Consider the following 16,930-nt stretch of genomic DNA (forward strand, 5'->3'; position numbering starts at 1 on the left):
GGTGCACGTACGTCAATCCAGGAATGCGAATCGAAGAGTTGCTTGACGCTCGCGTAGAGAAGACGCCAGGAAAGCCGTTTCTGACGTTTTCCGACGATCGCTACAGCTATGAGGAGACAGCCGAGATCTCGAAACGATACGCGAACATGCTCGCGTCGCTCGGCGTTGATGCCGGCGATGCGGTCGGCCTCTTCCTCCCGAACCGGCCGGAGTTTCTGTTTCTCATGTTCGCGAACGCATACCTCGACAGCGTCACGGCGCCGTCAAATCCGGAGTACACACCAAACGAGCTGCGCCACTCGCTCGAGCTCTCACAGCCGGATATCCTCGTCACGACGCCCGAACTCATAGAGGTCGCCGAGCAAGCAGCGACAGAGACATCTGTGACGCGAATTCTGACGACCGACCCCATCCCCGACTATGAATCACTGTCGGTGCTTACGACCGACCAGCTGACCGCGGTCGACCCACACGATGGCGATGAGAGCTCCGTCGGCCTCCACATTTACACCTCCGGGACAACGGGACCACCGAAGGCCGTCGAGTGCCAACACGAGAACTGGACGCGCAGCGCCATCGATTTTCAAAAGCGGATGGGGTTCATGTTCCAGGATACACTCTTTAGCGCCTTGCCCCTGTTCCACGCCAACGCGCAGATCTATTCGACGCTCGGCGCCGCGGCGGCGGGGGCGGAGGTCGTCATCTACGAACGGTTCTCCTCATCACAGTGGTGGGACTGGTGTCGTGACCACGGCGTGACGGAGTTCAACGCGATGGGGAGCATGCTCAAGATGCTCGACAATGTGCCCGAGTCACCCGATGATGCCGACCATCCGGTCGAACTCGTGTTTTCGGCCGGCACACCGCCGGAGCTCATCGAACCGTTCGAAGAGCGATTCGGCCTTCGTGTCGTCGAAGGGTACTCACTCACTGAGGATCCGCTCCTCTTGCTCAATCCAACTGAGCCTGAGAAACGCCGGATCGGGAGCATCGGACTGCCGCCGGCGGAGAAGCGGATTCGGATCGTCGACGACGACGGAGAGCCCGTCTCAACGGGCGAGAGGGGTGAGATTGTCCAGCAGTGTCCGGCGCTCATGGCCGGCTACCATCGCCAGCCCGAGAAGACTGCGGAGGCGGTGGTCGACGGTTGGTTCTACACGGGCGACTACGGAAAGATGGACGAGGACGGCTTCGTCTACTTCCTTGACCGAAAGAAAGACATCGTCCGCCGTGGTGGCGAGAACATCTCCTCCTATGAGGTCGAGGGCGTCATCAAGGCACTTGATCCGGTCGATGAGGTGGCGGTCATCCCCAGTCCTGATGAGTTCTATACGGAGGTCGTCAAGACGCTCGTCCGAGTCAAAGACGGTCATCAACTGACCGAAGAGGAGATCATCGCCACCTGCCAATCCCATCTCGCACCGTTTAAGATTCCGCGGTATGTCGAATTCGTCGATGAGTTCCCGTACACGCCGACCGGGAAGATCCAAAAACAGAAGCTCCGTACGCGCGAGCGCGAGAATGACCCTGAGCACTGGGATCGCGAGGCTACGGAGGCGAGCAGATGAACGTCCCTGATCAGTTCGATCTCTCGGGGCGCATCGCTGTCGTCACCGGCGGAACGAGAGGGATCGGGCTCGCCATCGCTGAGGGTCTGGCGAGCACCGGTGCGACGGTCGTCCCCACCTCGCGGACGGAATCAGACGTGGAGGCGGCCATCCAGACCGTTGAGTCTCACGGCGTCGACTCGCTTGCCGTGCCGACAGACGTGACTGACGACGATGACGTGCGCGCGTTATTCGAGCAGACGGCTGACGCCTTCGGCGGCATTGACGTCGTCGTAAATAATGCCGGCGTCAACCCGGCGTCCGCACTCGGTCGCCCCGAAAACGTCGACCCCGAGGGCTACGATTTCGTCCTTGACGTCAACCTCCGAGGCGCATTTCGCTGTGCGCAGGAGGCGGCTGCTTACCTGGGGGAAAGCGACGGGGGGTCGCTCATCAACATCGCGAGTGTCGGTGGCTTGGTTGGCTTGCCGCGTCAGCATCCGTATGTCGCATCGAAACACGGGCTCGTCGGCGTCACGAAGAGCATTGCACTCGATTGGGCACCTGATGTGCGCGCGAACGTCGTTGCTCCAGGATACGTGGCGACGGAGCTCACGGCCGAGGTGCGCGAGAACGACACGCTCCGACAGTCGATCGTCGATCGAACGCCCTTGGATCGCTTCGCCGATCTCGCAGAGTTGGCCGGCCCAGTAGTCTTCCTTGCAAGCGACGCTGCAAGCTACGTGACTGGTACCTGCCTCGCGGTCGACGGTGGCTGGACCGCTCGCTAAGACCGGCTCGACGGGACGGATGACAGACCCGAACCGGTCCGTTCGGTAGACTGCCGGGCAGATCGCCGATGTGAGAGAACTTTTAGCATAGAACGAAGATAAACGAATATGGAGTACGACGACTCTGAACGTGCAGAAGTGGTCGCGGCACGTGTCGACGAGTTCGTAGACGAGATCGTGATTCCAGCGGAGCGCGATCTCCTCGGTCGGGAATCGATATCCGACGACGGACTTGCTGAGCTCAGATCCGAAGCGCGCGAACGAGACATCTACGCACCACAGATCTCGACTGAGTACGGCGGAATGGGCATGGATTTTCGAGACGTCCTTCCAGCGTTTGAGGCCGCAGGCCGGAGCCTCCTCGGCCCACCAGCGATCCGGGTCGACGCTCCAGACGAGGGGAACATGCATACCTTTGAACTCGTCGCGAGTGAGGAACAGAAAGACGAGTGGCTCCGTCCGCTGGTCGCTGGCGAGATTCGGTCAGGCTTCTGTATGACCGAACCGATGCAGGGCGGCGGCTCGGATCCAAAGATGATCCGGACGACGGCCGAACGAGATGGCGACGAGTGGGTCATTAACGGCCACAAGTGGTGGACGACGAACGGGTTGGAGGCCGATATCTTCCTCGTGATGGCACGTACCGACCTCGACGCGCATCCCTATTCGGGCTGTTCAATCATCCTCGTCCCCGCGAACACGCCTGGTGTCGAGATCGAGCGTGGCATCCCGCATATGGCCGACGACATGCTTGGGACCAGTCATGCTGAGATTCGGTTCGAAGACGTTCGTGTGCCCGTGGAGAATCTCATGGGTGAGGAGAACGAGGGGTTCACCATCGCCCAGCAGCGTCTGGGTCCCGCTCGACTCACCCACTGCATGCGCTATTCCGGGATGGCGCAGCGTGCATTAGATGTGGCGAAGGCCTACGCCATGGAGCGTGAGGCGTTTGGGTCACCGATCGCCGAGAAACAAAGCGTTCGATTCGCGATTGCCGAGGCGGAGACCGAACTTCACGCGGCCCGCTGCATGGTGAGACACGCTGCCGACCAGATCACGGCAGGGAACCAAGCCAGAATCGAGGTGTCGATGAGTAAGCTCTACACGTCGAACGTCGTGCAGGAGGCAATCGACACGGCGATGCAGTTCTGCGGCGCGAACGGGATCGGGAAGGATCTGCCCATCGCCGACTTCTACGAGAACGTCCGCCAGTTCCGGTTTGTCGACGGAGCCGATGAGGTGCACAAGCGCGTCATTGCCCGTAACTCGTTTTCCGACATTGACGACGCCGAGGTAGCAAACGTCACACGCTACCAGGGATAATCGTCAAGGTGGCACTTGGACTACTCCTGCCGGCGGTGACCTCGGAATCACCAGCGACGGTGGCAAAACGGGCTGAAGAACTCGGCTACAACTCCGTCTGGGTCAACGAACTCTGGGGACCGACGCGTTCGTTCAGCTCACTGAACTTGCCATGGCGACAGCGACGATCGACCTCGGAACTGTCATCGTCAACATCTTCTCCCGATCATCGGCCGTGCTCGCAATGGCCGCGGCTACTGTCAACCGGATAGCGCCGGGACGGCTCACACTCGGGGTCGGACCGAGTACGCCGAAAGCCATTGAAGACCTCCACGGAATTGCCTATGACCAACCAGTTCGACGAATTCACGAGACAGCGAGATCATCCACGCCTATCTTAGTGACGCCGACAGCGTCACCTACGACGGTGACTTGTTACGTGTGACGGACTTGGTGTGGACCTTCCGGTGTATAACGCGGCACTCGGTCCTGCCAACCGGCGGGCGACCTGCGCGTCTGTGATGGATGGATCCCACACAACATTCCTTTCGACCACCTCTTGGATGCGTTCGAAGTCATCGCTGATGCGGCGAGGGACACCGGACGGGATCCTAATGAGATCACCGTCGCTCCGTACATACCAGCGGCAGTAAGTACGGATGAGGCAGCGGCTTACGACGCGCTTCGCGGACACCTTGCGTACTACATCGGGAGTGGTGAAGGGTATCGGCGGGCCATCGCCTTCTTCGAGGAAGCCGACCGCATCGCAACCGCTTGGCGAAACGGCGACCGCGAGGGCGCGAGCGACGCCGTGACCGACGAGATGGTGCATGCGCTCGGCGTCGCCGGGACACCGACGCCGCCATCGACCGACTTAACGCCATTCTCGACGCCGATGTCATCGATCGACCGATGCTGACCGTACCAAGACAGGTCGACGATGAACTGGCCGTCGAGACCATGGACGTGCTCGCCCCGGCGAACCGGTGACGGCGACGCTTTGGGATCGATTCTGCCTCCCGTCGAGCGATTTCCCGGCGCAGATGCAGTTTTCCGAAAACGGATCATCTATTGAGAGGGATGTTGGTAGTCAACGTATGACTGATACGGTCCAGTACGAGTCACAAGATAATGTGAGCACCATCCGACTCGCGCGACCCGAGAAGTTGAACGCAATGACCCTCGAGATGTGGACGGCCGTCGCCGACGGCGTTCGGCGCGCCGACGAGGACGGCGCTCGGGCGATCGTGCTTACCGGTCGCGGGCGGGCGTTTTGCGCCGGTGATGACATCAGTTCGCTTGCAGAGATCGAGACGCCTCGAGATGCTCGTGAACTCGTGGATACGGTACTCGGCTGCTTCAACGCGATCGAGTGCTCCCCCGTTCCAGTGATCGCAAAGGCCAACGGTTCGGCCTATGGTGGGGGGTTCGAACTCCTAATCTCTGCGGATCTGACGGTGGTTCCGCGTGATGCCGTCTTCGCGCTCCCCGAGACGCGCATCGGTGCGTATCCCTTCTATGGTGCCAAACGGCTCGCACGATTGATCGGTCGCCAACGGGCCGCCGACCTCACACTGACGGGCCGCGAACTCAGCGCCGAGGAGGCTGTCGAATGGGGGCTGTTTGCGAGAGCCGTCGAGTACACCGATCTCGATGATGCTGTCGAAGAGATCGTGGCAGCACTCAAGCGCTCCTCACCGGCATCTCTCGAGACGACGAAGACCTGGCTCAACGCATCGTTGCGTTTCAGTGGTGAAGACGACGCCATGCGAAATGGACTCGGCTACCTGTTCTTGGGGCCGGATGCCCGCGAGGGTGCACTGTCATTTCTCGAAGACCGCGACCCAACGTTCGCTGAGTGACGCTTACATACGGCCGCCTCAACACTGAGGTTTATGTCGTTATGGCAGGAGTAGCATGGTATGGGTAGTCATGACGTGGGTCGACGAGCTGGCGTGAACTATCGGAGGACACACCAATGACGACATACGAGGCACTCCGGGCAGCCTTTTCATGGGACGATGTCTGGGATAGCTTCGACTGGGATGGACCCGAGCGATTCAACATCGTACACGAGACCGTCTGTCGGCATGTTGGCCACGGCGTGGCGATTCACTGGGAAGGTGCTGCAGACGGTGAACGCGAGACGCTGACCTACACCAACCTTGACGAACGAAGCGGGCGGGTGGCAAACGCACTGGAGGCGCTTGATGTCGAACGCGGCGAGCCAGTGGCGACGCTGATCCCCCGGATTCCCGAACTTTATCCGACGTTTCTTGGAATCTGGCGACGTGGCGCGGTTTACGTACCGCTGTTCACTGCGTTCGGTCCGAACGCGATCGCGGTCCGTGCGGCCGACGCAGGCGTGAAGACCGTCATCACGACGGTCGAGTACCGCGAGAAGATCACCACCGTTGAGGCAGATATAGGAATCGAGAACGTGGTCGTGATCGACCGCGATGGCGACGCCGATGCCGTCGACGATGCGGATTTCGCGTATGAGACGCTCGTCGGTGACCAGCCAGCGGCGTACGAGACGGCCGAGACGTCAGCCGAGAACCTCTGTACGTTAGAGTACACCAGTGGCACGACTGGCCCGCCCAAGGGCTGTGAACTCACTCACCGCGTCCTCGCCGCACTCTCTCCCTACCTCCAGTGTTCGATGGCGCTCCATGAGGGCGAGACGGTCTGGGGAGCGGCCGATCCGGGCTGGATGTATGGACTGTTGACCGCCGGCATTGCACCCATCAGCATGGGCGTCTCGAACGTCCTCTACGAAGGCAAGTTCGACCCCGATGCGTGGTACACAGTGATGGAACGGTACGGCATCACGAGCCTCGCCACCAGTCCGACAGCCTACCGAGGGCTCATGGCGAGCGGTGATGCACACAAGTCGTACGACCTCTCGCTTCGAAAGGGGAACAGCGCGGGCGAACCACTCAATCCAGAAGTGATGCGCTGGTTCGATGAAGAACTCGGCGTAACGGTCCATGATCACTACGGCGTTACCGAGTGTGGGATGGTCGCCGGGAACCATCATGCGTGCGAGATGGTGGTCAAACCGGGGAGCATGGGTCGACCACTTCCTGGATTTGACGTTCGCGTCGTTGACCCCGAGACTAGCATGGAGACTGACGTCGACGAAGTTGGCGAGCTCGCGGTCGCCTGCGGGGAAGGAACCTACTTTGATGGGTACTGGAACGCCCCAGGGAAGACAGCGGCGGCGTGGGTCGAACACGACGGCGAGAACCTCTTCTTGACGGGTGATGCCGCCGAACGAGACGCGGACGGCTATCTCTGGTTCGTCGGCCGCGCAGACGACGTCATCATCTCCTCGGGCTACCGGATTGGCCCGTTCGAGGTCGAGAGCACGCTCCTTGAACATGAAGCGGTGGCGGAAGCGGCCGTCGTTGGTGTACCCGACGAGACTCGGGGTGAACTCGTAAAAGCCTACGTCGTCACGACCGAGGAGACTGATGCCGACGATGAGTTGGCCGCCTCGATTCGAGAGTTTGTCCGCAACCGTCTCGCTAAGCATGCTTACCCACGAGAGATCGAATTCATTGACGACCTCCCCAAGACATCGAGCGGAAAGATACGCCGAATCGAACTTCGTGAACGAGAAGCGTAGCTCGAAGCAAGAGAGACCCGATCAGGGAACGACGACCAGCTTCCCGAGGAAGCTCTCTTCACGCACACGTCATTCATTGGCGCAGATCTGCGCATCGTGCCCTTAATCGTCACGTCGCTTGCGATCAGAGAGCCTCTTCCGATCGTTTCTCCAGTCGACTAGCCCTCTGCCTGTTTGACAGTGTCGGGGAAGGTATGAGAGAACGAACGATCACACGGCGCCGTTCCGCAGCCGATTTTCGGTATACAACACACGTTCTCAGGATGATGCGTGAAGGCCCTAGATGACTGATCTCACTTAATCCATCTGTCTCCGTGTGTGGGATGCAACAGCATGGCAAACAATTAAATATGTTTTATCCGTTTACGGAACACAGAGATGGCGATAACAGATCCAGTGAAGCGGTTAGGTGAAATGTTTGCTGACATTGCTTTGGAGTACGTTCCCGACCCCTACGTTCTCGTCATACTTCTTACTGCTATTGCATCAGTGGGGGCGTTACTCGTCGGTACGTCACCTACGGGCGTGATGGATGCCTGGGTAGGTGGCGTGTGGACGCTTCTCGTCTTCATGGCGCAGTTCTCAGTGACTCTTTTGGTTGGTGATGCAATCGCAAAATCACCAGCGGTGTCTCGGTTCCTGCGCCGACTCGCCGATATCCCAAACTCGCAATTCACTGCCGTCGTACTCACGGCGTTCGTCGCGATGATCGCTGGACTCATATCGTGGGCTATCGGCCTGATTGTTGGTGCAGTCATCGCACGACAGGTCGCATTCCGGGGTAAGGAGAAAGGTCTCAAACTACACTATCCGCTATTGATCGCAGCAGGATACACGGCGTTGATGATCTGGCACTCCGGTATCACGACGTCGAGCGGGCTCATTATGGCAGATCCAAACGCTATTCCATCGACGTTCCCTAAGTATGCACAGGGTGGCATCCCACTCAGCGCGACTATCGGGAGCACCGTCAACATCGTCACCGTCGTACTCCTCCTTCTCGTTATCCCGGTGATCATGGCGAGTCTCCATCCCGATAAGAATGAGGAGATCTCGGAACTACCGGATAACGTTTACAATGAGATCAAAGCCGGATTGGAGACAACGGAAGACGAGACTCCCGGCCCCGCCGTCACCACCGATGGTGGAGTTGCACATGCTACCTTGGCCGACCGACTGAACGCCTCGCGGGTTATCGGGTTAGTAATCGCCATTTTCCCCGCCTACTACTTCCTTACGGACGTTGTCCAAAGTGGTCTTGGCGCAGTCAACCTCAATACGATCAACGCCTTCTTCATCTTCTGTGCGATCATCCTTTGGGTGACGCCAAAGCGTCTCGTCAATCAGATGGACAAGAGCGTCGAAAACGTTGCGGGGATCCTCTTCCAGTTCCCCTTCTACGCCGGCATTGCGGGTCTCCTCACTGGGACGGCCCTCGCCGCGACCATTGCGAATTTCTTCGCAAATATCGCGTCGCCCTTGACGTGGCCTGTACTCGGCCTCATCAGTGCCGGCATCGTCAACGTCTTCGTCCCGTCTGGCGGCGGCCAATGGGTCGCCCAAGGGCCGATTCTTCTCGAGACGACGCGCGAACTCGGGATGCCGCTTTACACTGCTGTCATCATCGAAATGATGGGTGACCAACTCACAAACATGATTCAGCCATTCTGGGCGTTGCCGGCGCTTGCGCTCGCAAAACTTCGGGCTCGGGACATCCTCGGATACACCACTGTCGCGATGGTTGTCGGGTTCATCATCATGGCGATTACGATGACGATCTTCCTCGGGTTCGGTGCCTAAACGACCGAAATCACGGCCTCAATCGGCACCTCGTCTGCCACCGTGATACTTTGTCGAAGCTGATTTCATCCGATCTATCTCAGGTTCACCCCTTTGAGGTCGTTTCGAATGGCTGTGAATGCAATGATCGGGCTGCCAGTCGTCGACCCCGAGGCAGTTCGCTGAGAGAGGTTCTTCCGGAAGGCACTGTCTAGTTAACCTCCTGAGCTGGCGATCGTCTATCAAGCAATTGATATAGTCGTCGAAAACCCAACCCATCCTCCCACGCCGTGTGCTCATTCCTCTTGTCGCAGCGAATTATACAGTGGTACGAAGTAAACGTCACCCGAGGGTTTACTTATCGAGAATGTGAATTTTGTAATAGCAGTGGTTCCAAACGAGACGTCGCCTCTCACACCACTTGCGCAAGAAGTGCTCGACGCACTCGCGAGAAGACTCCCGGATGAGGGAGAACTCACGTACGAGCACGCGCATGCGATTCTCAAGGAGGAAGAAGACCTTGAGCGGCCAGCTGCCAAGGATATTATCGAACGCCTCTATATGAAAGGCCATCTCTATGAGGTTGAGAGGAAGCTCCGACTCACTGATTATTAGTCGCTAACTCTTAGCGCATCAAGTCTCGCTCTGATATCATTGATCTGCTCATCGAGATCCTCAATGAACGGGCCCGCCCGATCGGTTATCACTGCGCCTTGGTTTGTCGGATTGATTAGATTCTCTTCTTCAAGGACCCTAAGGGAATAACGGACCTCATGGTGAGCATAGCCTAATTCGTTCGACATTTTGACAATTCCGATGGGTTCATTGTTAATAACCATCTCAAGAATGTCTATGTGCCGACCAATCATCTCCACTTCGTTTTCTATGCTGTCGATCATCGTACTTGAGATCAGGTATCATAGCGAGTTAACCCTTCTCGCCCTTGCAGTGCGCTTCTTTAATACTCATCAACAAGTATCGGGGGATCGAGTGTCGGCAACGGAGTACGCTGTCGTATCTCGACGATGCGCAGAAAGAGCTCATTCGAGCAGTCGATGAGTATCTAGATCCAGGGCGGTTTGTGAGGAATTGCGGTCATGGATTGATCGCCTTGAACGTGGGGCGGTCGATCCGAGTGAGCTGGTAATCACGAATTGGGTTTCGAAGCAGCGAGAGGATTACACGTAATCGACGCGAAGTGTGGCGGCATTAGAGCGGGCGGCAGATTTGGGGCTGACGCGATAGCCGTCGTTCTTGTACGCACAGCCATAGTGCGTCGCAACCTCGCGATAGCCTAACCGTGCGACCATCACGTCATTCGTTTTGGCGATGTTCTTCGCGTGCTCGAGGACGTTGAGATACTTATCCTCGACTCGCTGGCTCTCAGCGCGTTTCTCGCGGAAGTTCACAAGCTCTGTATTCTGTTCTGAGCGCTGGACCGTCTTGAAGAGCTGACGACCTGCATTCGCGGTTTAGTCGGAATTCGACTGTAGCAGTTTGATCCCACGTTCGACGATCGCGTCGGTGATGAAGAGACTTGTTTCCGCTTGAAGGGCCCGCATAAGCGACGCAGCATCATCGCTGGGTACAACATCTCGATGATACGCAAGTGCAATCAAGCCAATCAAACCGTGGACTTCGATATTCTGGTCCTGAGCGAACTCTCGTGCTGCCAGGTCGTCGGTGAGAAAGACGATCTCATCTCGTTCAAGAGCTACTGCCAGTGCCGCTCGTTCGCCTGCATCCAGTTCAGCACCCCGCTCGACTGGTTGTGCAACCTCGATCCGTTCCCACTCAAGGTTTGAGAACTCCGGCGGAACTCCTCCTTCTTCGAGTTCTGCATACACTGTTTCAGGAATCAGTAGCTCGTCGATTGCTGTCAGCAAATCGAGGGCGTCGATTTCTGCAAGGTGGATGAGTGGGCCGGTATCCGCGACCGCAACGATCGTCACGCGTCGAGACCCCAGTCAACATCCTCTTCAACGGCCGCTGTTTCGCGATCGGCTTGCTGGACGTTTTCGAGCCCAACCAGTTCGATCGCCTCCTCGCGAGATAGCTCACCGTCGATGTACTTCCCGAGGATGACGTTCTCCCAGAGGTCCGCGATTCCAAGTTCAAGGGCTTGCTCGAAAACCTCCGACTCGGGGACTCCCCGTGCCTCGGCGATCTCACGGACACGATCGGAGATTTCAGCTGCCATAGTAGAGAATATGGGTCGCGTCACTTAAACATCATCGTCATTCATAGTTCGACGCCAACTAACTCGATTGACCCAATCACGCATTCCCGACCACAAACGCGGTGGCCGGTATCAGCTCTCCCCCTCCCGCTGGTTTGTAGCCGATAGACGCCGATACAACTGCCGTACTCACGAGTAGCCGTACCGAGTCAGTCCCGAACTGTATCAATTCGAGGCGTCCATATCCGCGATTGAGTGGGGATTCGTGTTAGATATGCTGCCCTCTCGGGCGTGAGTTCGTCCCGACCACGCTACTCACCGGCAACCGTGTCTGTGGTCGGACTATCGTCCGTGTTCTTGCTCGTCACCTCACCGGGAAGTTCGATATCAGCTTTCAGGACGAGCCGCGTCTCTTTGTAACTCAAGCCGTCCTTGGATCGTTGGCGCTTGATCTTCCCGAGACGGCCATTCGAAAGTTTGTGCATCGCGTTCATCGTCTGTTTTGATTTATACTCTGAAACTGACTATTCTGCGATTTTCAGTGATTTTTGTGTTTCCGTGGATACGCTCTCGTCACACCTGCTTGTTCGCTCTTCGTACCTACCCCTTTCTTTGGACGATCTTTGAGGTACGAAAGGCGATATCACGGCCTTAAAATTGCATATAACAATGGAGGACTGATCTCCGCGTGTAAAATCGTGTTTGCAACTACTTTCGATCCCTGGAAAAGGTAAATGCACCGAGTTCAGCCCCTTTCCTGCTAAAGACGGCATTTGACGCCAATTGGCTGTCTCCTATTGACAATGCTGTATGTGCTCGGGTTTATTATCGTTCCGTTCCACACGCGAAAAATCATCAAGGACGCACGAGCGGAACTCGAACGCAATGGTGCAGGGTGGTAAAGGCATGCCACGACGGAAGGATGCGGACGAAGTATTCTGCGGTTCGTGTGGTAACGCCATCAAACAGGAAGCCGAGCTCTGTCCCGAGTGCGGGACGCGGAACGAGCAATCGACCGCTGGCAGACGCCCACCATCGGGGCGGGCACGGGATGATCCCTTCGAGGATCTTGCCCAGTCAACCGGCGATGATGACCTCGTTGCGCAACTGGCCCCCTACGTTGCGTGGGTCAGTGGCGTGTTTCTCATCCTCGGTGGGATTGGCACACTCACCGGGGGTGGCAACATTGTTCGCGCCCTCGTGGGCGGGAGTATCATCCTCGCCACGGGGGCCTTCGTACTGCCGATCGTGCGCGACCGTTTCGGCCCGCAACTACGGGACAAAGGGATGCCGATGTCGCGCCGAGCCGTCACCACCATCGTCCTAGTGGCGTTCTTCATCGGTGTGTCCATCGCCCCGGTGTGAACCCAAGTCACCGTCCTTCGACCACCTCGCGTTGCCCGTCGTCCACTGAGGAACCTTTCACTGGAAACCGCCCTCGCTATAACCCGAACGACAAGGACTTATCTCCGATTCATTGCAATATTTGAGCTGAGTATTGATTAGTGTATTTTGCCGAATTGGGTATCGAGATTACAAGCAGATTTCATTCCTTATCGTCTGGAATCCACCAGATAACCACACGCGGACTCAACTTCCCCCGCTCGACCTCTCTGTTTTCGTGCAACTCCTCAAGCCGTCGATGCGCGGACGGTCGCTCAATCTCAAGCGTATCCGCCACCCACCGAGCGGTCACCGCCGGAAACTCTGACTCGCGCATCGCCGCAAGAATATTGTCGTCAGCTGTGTCTACTAACTTCGACAGCTGTGCATTTCCGTCAGTGTCAGTGACTACCCGAGTGACATCGTACAATTAGAAACTGAAAGCGATCTTATTTCACTGGAAACCGAAGTAGTGCCCCAACACCACTGAAGGCATTCACGAACTGTGATCCGCGTTCAGTATCACTCAAAATCACATACCCGTCACCACCTTGCTGTTCAATAGCTGTTTCCAACTCTTGTTGTTGGTCTCGCGGCACTGTTGATGCAATGAGCACCGACTCGACCGCTCCGAACTTGGTCGCTTGCTCTACCTCCTCAATACCATACGCAACAGGCTCTCCGTCTCGAAGCCGCGAGTAGAATTCATCGAGCTGCTCGCGTCCTTCTCGTTGTTCGGCATCTAGCAGTTGTTCATCCGCTTTCTTGACAAGCTGGTCTAACCCTTGCATGGTCGCATACTCGACCGAGTACGTTCCGAGCAGCCGATTGCGCAACCGATGATCGAGGTAGCCGTCGGCGACGAACCGCTTTGCAGTCCCAAGCGTGCCACCAACGACAAGGCCGGTGACCGTTCCTTCGTCACCAGTGAATGCATCGGTAGCGATATCACCGACCTGTTGGAAAAACTCGTGGACTTGTCGTTCGCGATCGCGCTCGAACCGCTGGGCCGACTGCCCACCAGCTCTAGACTTTCCCATCACTTGGCTTTCGAATGTTCGAATCGGGATGATACGCTCTCCAACAAGTCGTCCAATGGCAGCACCACCGCGTTCGATGACGATGAGTCCAAAGGTCTCATTCGGCGTTACTGCTTCATTCAGTGGAGAGAGATCGAAGTGATCGTCACATCGGTACGTAGACTCAGCAACTGGAGTAGGCAAGTCGTCGAAGGCAGCCGAGATTAACTCACCTCCAACGACACCCGCATAGACCACGAGTCCATTCTCCGGTGTGCTTTCGTATCGACGAAGAATCCGCTGGACGCGCTTGAGCGCTTGCTGGACGTGGTCTCGTGTCTGATCAGATTTGATATTCTCGGCACTAGCGTATTCCTGGGCGATTCGCTCTCGGATCGAGCCCAACGACTTGCCGTTGGGAACGGTAACGGTGACGAGTTCAGTGCCATCCCCTGTGAGCGCTTTGAGCTGCTCGATCTGTTCGCGAAGGTCGTATGTTTGCGACATTGTAGACTGGTGGCTTGTGAGTAGTTGATTGGCAATTCCGTGAGGTCGACCTAACGACCCCTGCCACCAGCTATGAAAATAGAGCGATGCCGCTCATCGACTGCACGGTCGTATTGATGCACGGATGTGAGCGGTGCATATCACAACACAGGGACTGCTCAGCTAAAAGAATTCTGGAGAGTTACGATTCTGTATCGACTGGCACCCGCTCGAACCCCATCGTCGAAAAGTCACTGTCGAAGGCGAACATATGCTCTATCTCGTGTTCTCGGGCAAGCACTGCACTCGTGTGATCGACAAACGAAATCTGCTGATCGTCAAAACGTTCGAACTCCTCACACGCCGCGTCGAACGTCTGCTTGCCCACCGGCAGGATATTGAACGTCTTCGACTGTCGAACTGTCGAAAGCGCCTCAACAGCCGCTGTATACCCAATCTGGTACAACATTAACGTCGCAAACTCCGAAAGCACATACCGACTGGTGAATACCGGCCCATACTCGCCTTCTTCCATTCCATCGAACACAGCATTCGCCTGTTCGTGATTCACATCATCCTCGTCAAAGGTAGCGTACAACCCTCCTGTATCGACGAATAGTGGCAGTGGGCGACTCATCTCGAACGGTTTCCATAGAGGATGTCATCCACGTGCTCGGACGCATCAGTGGACTCTCCAGAGCTGTAGGTCGTCCGCGTAAAAATCGGATCATTTGGATCAACCTCATTCACCGAATCCTCATCGACTAGCCACCAGACGACTCGTCCAGCAGTCTGACGACTCTTCACTCGGCCTTGGTCCTCGAGTTGCCCAAGTTTCCGTCGAGCGGTCTCGCGGGAACACTCGAGGGCATCAGCGACATCACCAGAGGTCACTACTGGTCCCTCTACTTCCTCGAAGATAGCGAGTACGTCGGCGAGTGTCACCGTCTCGACGTACCGCCCTGAATCACTGCGGTCTTTGGACATACGCCACAGTACACACTACCGAAGTATAGTCCTGTTGGTGTATGCCATGTGGTGAATACCAACCTTTATGGCCATGTGGCGTATACAATATGGTGGGAAGAACGGTGCCCTCGGGCGTGTGGAAACGCGCCGGGTGCGCCAACACCCGGCACTGGTCTTCCTGAATGAGATCCAGAAGACCATGAGTACGAAACCGACTACGGAACTTGAAGTTGACGAGCCGGCACAGAAACGCGCACAGGCCGAACAGTTCTCCTACGAGGTCCAAGCCCCCGGCATGGTCGAAGTGGCCAACGAGAGTCACGACACCCCCGCTGACCACCAATACGTCGTCACGCTGGACGACGTGAGCGGCGACGTGATGGCGTGTACCTGCCCGCACCACGTCCACCGACACGCCTTCTACAAGCACATGGTAGCCACCCAAAACGCCGCTGCCGACGACCATCTCGACGCCTTCCTATTGGACGAGGAGGACACCGACGACGATGGGCCGCGTGTGATCGGTCCACATATCGGCTTCGATAAGTATAGGAACGCAGATCATCGCTACTGGCGGTGTGAGGAGTGAGGACGGGAATCCACCGACAAACGCGCGCTCGGTGGCGAATTCGGCGACTGCTGCTAATCACCGTTCACACCTCCTTTCAATTTATGTCACGCCAATTGACTTTCTCCGACGTTGCCGCCCAGCGAACGCTCTCGGAAATGACCGTGACGACTGCCGTCGGCGACGACACCGCCCCGACGACGCGGGCAGGGCTGCTCGACCGTGCCCGCCAGCACGCCGCAACGGTTGCGGCCGACCACTTCCCTGCGTTGCCCGTCGAACGCATCGACTGGGAAATTTCGGAACGCACGCAACGAACAGCAGGAGTGACGACATACGACCCACAGACGGACGAGATTACAATCTCGCTCACGTGGGACGCCTACGACTCACAGGGCTGGGAGCAATTCAGCGAGACCGTTCGCCACGAGTTGATCCACGCATGGCAGTACCACGAGCCCGGCGAGGCGGATCACGGGCGAACGTTCGTCCGCTGGACCGACGTTCTCGACACCTCGCAGCACTGTGAGCGATTCACCGCGCCGAAGTGGTGGCTTGTTTGCGAGGACTGCGGCGGTCGCACTGCTCGGTATCGACGCTCGAAGACCGTCCGCAATCCCGAGCAGTATAGGTGTAGCAAGTGTGGTGGGTCGATCCGCGTCAAGGAGGGCGGTGGTCACTGATCGACTCTCGTTTAAGTAGTTCTCGCGACAAGGATTAGATACGAGAAAGATTTTCACGTGATACCGTTGGCTTGCAGAGTAGCGCGTCGATCTTTGAGGTTTAAGTTTGATTCGCCAATGTTAGTATGTCATACTATCTTTTGTTTCTCGTACTGAATTTTCTCTTCTTGTCTGTCGTGTGATTACGAACAGTCGTGACAGGCATGGTTAGGATGATCACCCGGGACTGTCTTCGGACATGGGAGTACGAAACGGTCGGGACGCTTAAGACGCTCCGACTCGGGTAGTAAAGTGAAGAGCTCAACGACAATGATGAGAGCGGAACCAACTGTTATATTGTTTTCTTACTATATCTAACTTAATGATACTGCTTCAGCTTGTTGATGGTTTTGAGCTCCTATTTATAGTCTTGATGCTAGTCGTGTATGCCGCCATCCTTTTCGGAGTCCTCGGTGGCCTCGGGTACCTCATTCTTCGAGTCCGGTCGGGCGGTAGTGTTGACGAACGCCTTGACCGCATGGAACGGAAGATTGGTCGGTTAGAAGCGCATGTTGAGCACCTCCAAGACGAGCGCGACGAGCAACGATAGTGTT

The 16,930-nt window shown here is 57.0% G+C and carries 20 protein-coding genes and 1 pseudogene; 12 read left to right on the forward strand and 9 right to left on the reverse strand.

Annotation, left to right across the window (positions count from 1 at the left end; all coding sequences use genetic code 11):
- The first annotated feature begins 23 nt into the window (after positions 1 to 23).
- The 8 genes and pseudogenes from LIW51_RS18255 (at position 24) to LIW51_RS18295 (ending at position 9,665) form a co-directional block, all read left to right on the forward strand.
- A complete protein-coding gene (locus LIW51_RS18255; RefSeq protein ID WP_227377886.1) occupies positions 24 to 1,568 on the forward strand; it encodes a class I adenylate-forming enzyme family protein in 1,545 nt (514 codons plus the stop codon).
- Complete coding sequence (locus LIW51_RS18260) at positions 1,565 to 2,338, forward strand: SDR family NAD(P)-dependent oxidoreductase (RefSeq protein ID WP_227377887.1); 774 nt, start codon at positions 1,565 to 1,567, stop codon at positions 2,336 to 2,338. Before LIW51_RS18255 ends, LIW51_RS18260 begins: the two co-directional genes overlap by 4 nt.
- 108 nt (positions 2,339 to 2,446) lie before the next feature.
- The gene (locus LIW51_RS18265) at positions 2,447 to 3,661 is read left to right on the forward strand and encodes an acyl-CoA dehydrogenase family protein (RefSeq protein WP_227377888.1); all 1,215 of its coding nucleotides are present in this window, start codon (positions 2,447 to 2,449) and stop codon (positions 3,659 to 3,661) included.
- A gap of 151 nt (positions 3,662 to 3,812) precedes the next feature.
- Positions 3,813 to 4,559: pseudogene (locus tag LIW51_RS38615) on the forward strand (LLM class flavin-dependent oxidoreductase).
- 178 nt (positions 4,560 to 4,737) lie between these two features.
- Positions 4,738 to 5,502, forward strand: a complete 765-nt coding sequence (locus LIW51_RS18280; protein WP_227377889.1) for an enoyl-CoA hydratase/isomerase family protein — start codon at positions 4,738 to 4,740, stop codon at positions 5,500 to 5,502.
- A gap of 116 nt (positions 5,503 to 5,618) precedes the next feature.
- Complete coding sequence (locus tag LIW51_RS18285; RefSeq protein ID WP_227377890.1) at positions 5,619 to 7,271, forward strand: acetate--CoA ligase; 1,653 nt, start codon at positions 5,619 to 5,621, stop codon at positions 7,269 to 7,271.
- Between the two features lie 378 nt (positions 7,272 to 7,649).
- On the forward strand, positions 7,650 to 9,071 hold the full coding sequence (locus LIW51_RS18290; protein WP_227377891.1) for a TIGR00366 family protein: 1,422 nt from the start codon (positions 7,650 to 7,652) through the stop codon (positions 9,069 to 9,071).
- Positions 9,072 to 9,437: 366 nt separating this feature from the next.
- A complete protein-coding gene (locus LIW51_RS18295) occupies positions 9,438 to 9,665 on the forward strand; it encodes a hypothetical protein (RefSeq protein WP_227377892.1) in 228 nt (75 codons plus the stop codon).
- Here the strand turns inward: LIW51_RS18295 and LIW51_RS18300 are convergent.
- The 5 genes from LIW51_RS18300 to LIW51_RS18320 all read right to left on the reverse strand — a co-directional run bounded on the left by LIW51_RS18300 (position 9,662) and on the right by LIW51_RS18320 (position 11,723).
- Positions 9,662 to 9,949, reverse strand: coding sequence for a hypothetical protein (locus LIW51_RS18300; RefSeq protein ID WP_227377893.1), 288 nt, complete (start codon positions 9,947 to 9,949; stop codon positions 9,662 to 9,664). The two genes, LIW51_RS18295 and LIW51_RS18300, sit on opposite strands and share 4 nt — an antisense overlap.
- A 279-nt stretch (positions 9,950 to 10,228) precedes the next feature.
- Positions 10,229 to 10,459, reverse strand: coding sequence for a hypothetical protein (locus tag LIW51_RS18305; protein ID WP_227377894.1), 231 nt, complete (start codon positions 10,457 to 10,459; stop codon positions 10,229 to 10,231).
- 63 nt (positions 10,460 to 10,522) lie between these two features.
- Positions 10,523 to 11,002: a PIN domain-containing protein gene (locus LIW51_RS18310; protein WP_227377895.1), complete on the reverse strand. Its 480-nt coding sequence runs from the start codon at positions 11,000 to 11,002 to the stop codon at positions 10,523 to 10,525.
- Complete coding sequence (locus tag LIW51_RS18315) at positions 10,999 to 11,250, reverse strand: hypothetical protein (RefSeq protein WP_227377896.1); 252 nt, start codon at positions 11,248 to 11,250, stop codon at positions 10,999 to 11,001. Before LIW51_RS18315 ends, LIW51_RS18310 begins: the two co-directional genes overlap by 4 nt.
- 290 nt (positions 11,251 to 11,540) lie before the next feature.
- A complete protein-coding gene (locus LIW51_RS18320) occupies positions 11,541 to 11,723 on the reverse strand; it encodes a DUF8008 family protein (protein ID WP_497007398.1) in 183 nt (60 codons plus the stop codon).
- 412 nt (positions 11,724 to 12,135) lie between these two features.
- Here LIW51_RS18320 and LIW51_RS18325 point away from each other — a divergent pair, with 412 nt between their 5' ends.
- Positions 12,136 to 12,594, forward strand: a complete 459-nt coding sequence (locus tag LIW51_RS18325; protein ID WP_227377898.1) for a zinc ribbon domain-containing protein — start codon at positions 12,136 to 12,138, stop codon at positions 12,592 to 12,594.
- Positions 12,595 to 12,775: 181 nt separating this feature from the next.
- Here the strand turns inward: LIW51_RS18325 and LIW51_RS18330 are convergent, their stop codons facing one another.
- The 4 genes from LIW51_RS18330 to LIW51_RS18345 form a co-directional block, all read right to left on the reverse strand.
- A complete protein-coding gene (locus LIW51_RS18330; protein WP_227377899.1) occupies positions 12,776 to 12,949 on the reverse strand; it encodes a hypothetical protein in 174 nt (57 codons plus the stop codon).
- Between the two features lie 112 nt (positions 12,950 to 13,061).
- A complete protein-coding gene (gene prf1, locus LIW51_RS18335; protein ID WP_227377900.1) occupies positions 13,062 to 14,138 on the reverse strand; it encodes a peptide chain release factor aRF-1 in 1,077 nt (358 codons plus the stop codon).
- 181 nt (positions 14,139 to 14,319) lie between these two features.
- Positions 14,320 to 14,754, reverse strand: coding sequence for a type II toxin-antitoxin system VapC family toxin (locus LIW51_RS18340; RefSeq protein ID WP_227377901.1), 435 nt, complete (start codon positions 14,752 to 14,754; stop codon positions 14,320 to 14,322).
- Positions 14,751 to 15,104 (reverse strand): HTH domain-containing protein, encoded by a 354-nt coding sequence (locus LIW51_RS18345; RefSeq protein WP_227377902.1) that lies wholly within the window; start codon positions 15,102 to 15,104, stop codon positions 14,751 to 14,753. Before LIW51_RS18345 ends, LIW51_RS18340 begins: the two co-directional genes overlap by 4 nt.
- A 73-nt stretch (positions 15,105 to 15,177) precedes the next feature.
- Between LIW51_RS18345 and LIW51_RS18350 the strand changes: the two genes are divergently transcribed.
- The 3 genes from LIW51_RS18350 to LIW51_RS18360 all read left to right on the forward strand — a co-directional run bounded on the left by LIW51_RS18350 (position 15,178) and on the right by LIW51_RS18360 (position 16,926).
- Positions 15,178 to 15,675, forward strand: a complete 498-nt coding sequence (locus tag LIW51_RS18350) for a DUF8118 domain-containing protein (protein ID WP_227377903.1) — start codon at positions 15,178 to 15,180, stop codon at positions 15,673 to 15,675.
- 83 nt (positions 15,676 to 15,758) lie between these two features.
- Positions 15,759 to 16,337, forward strand: a complete 579-nt coding sequence (locus LIW51_RS18355; protein ID WP_227377904.1) for a SprT family zinc-dependent metalloprotease — start codon at positions 15,759 to 15,761, stop codon at positions 16,335 to 16,337.
- 412 nt (positions 16,338 to 16,749) lie between these two features.
- Complete coding sequence (locus LIW51_RS18360; protein WP_227377905.1) at positions 16,750 to 16,926, forward strand: hypothetical protein; 177 nt, start codon at positions 16,750 to 16,752, stop codon at positions 16,924 to 16,926.
- Positions 16,927 to 16,930: the final 4 nt, after the last annotated feature.

This window comes from Haladaptatus halobius (genome assembly GCF_020618475.1).
GTDB classification, from domain to species: domain Archaea; phylum Halobacteriota; class Halobacteria; order Halobacteriales; family Haladaptataceae; genus Haladaptatus; species Haladaptatus halobius.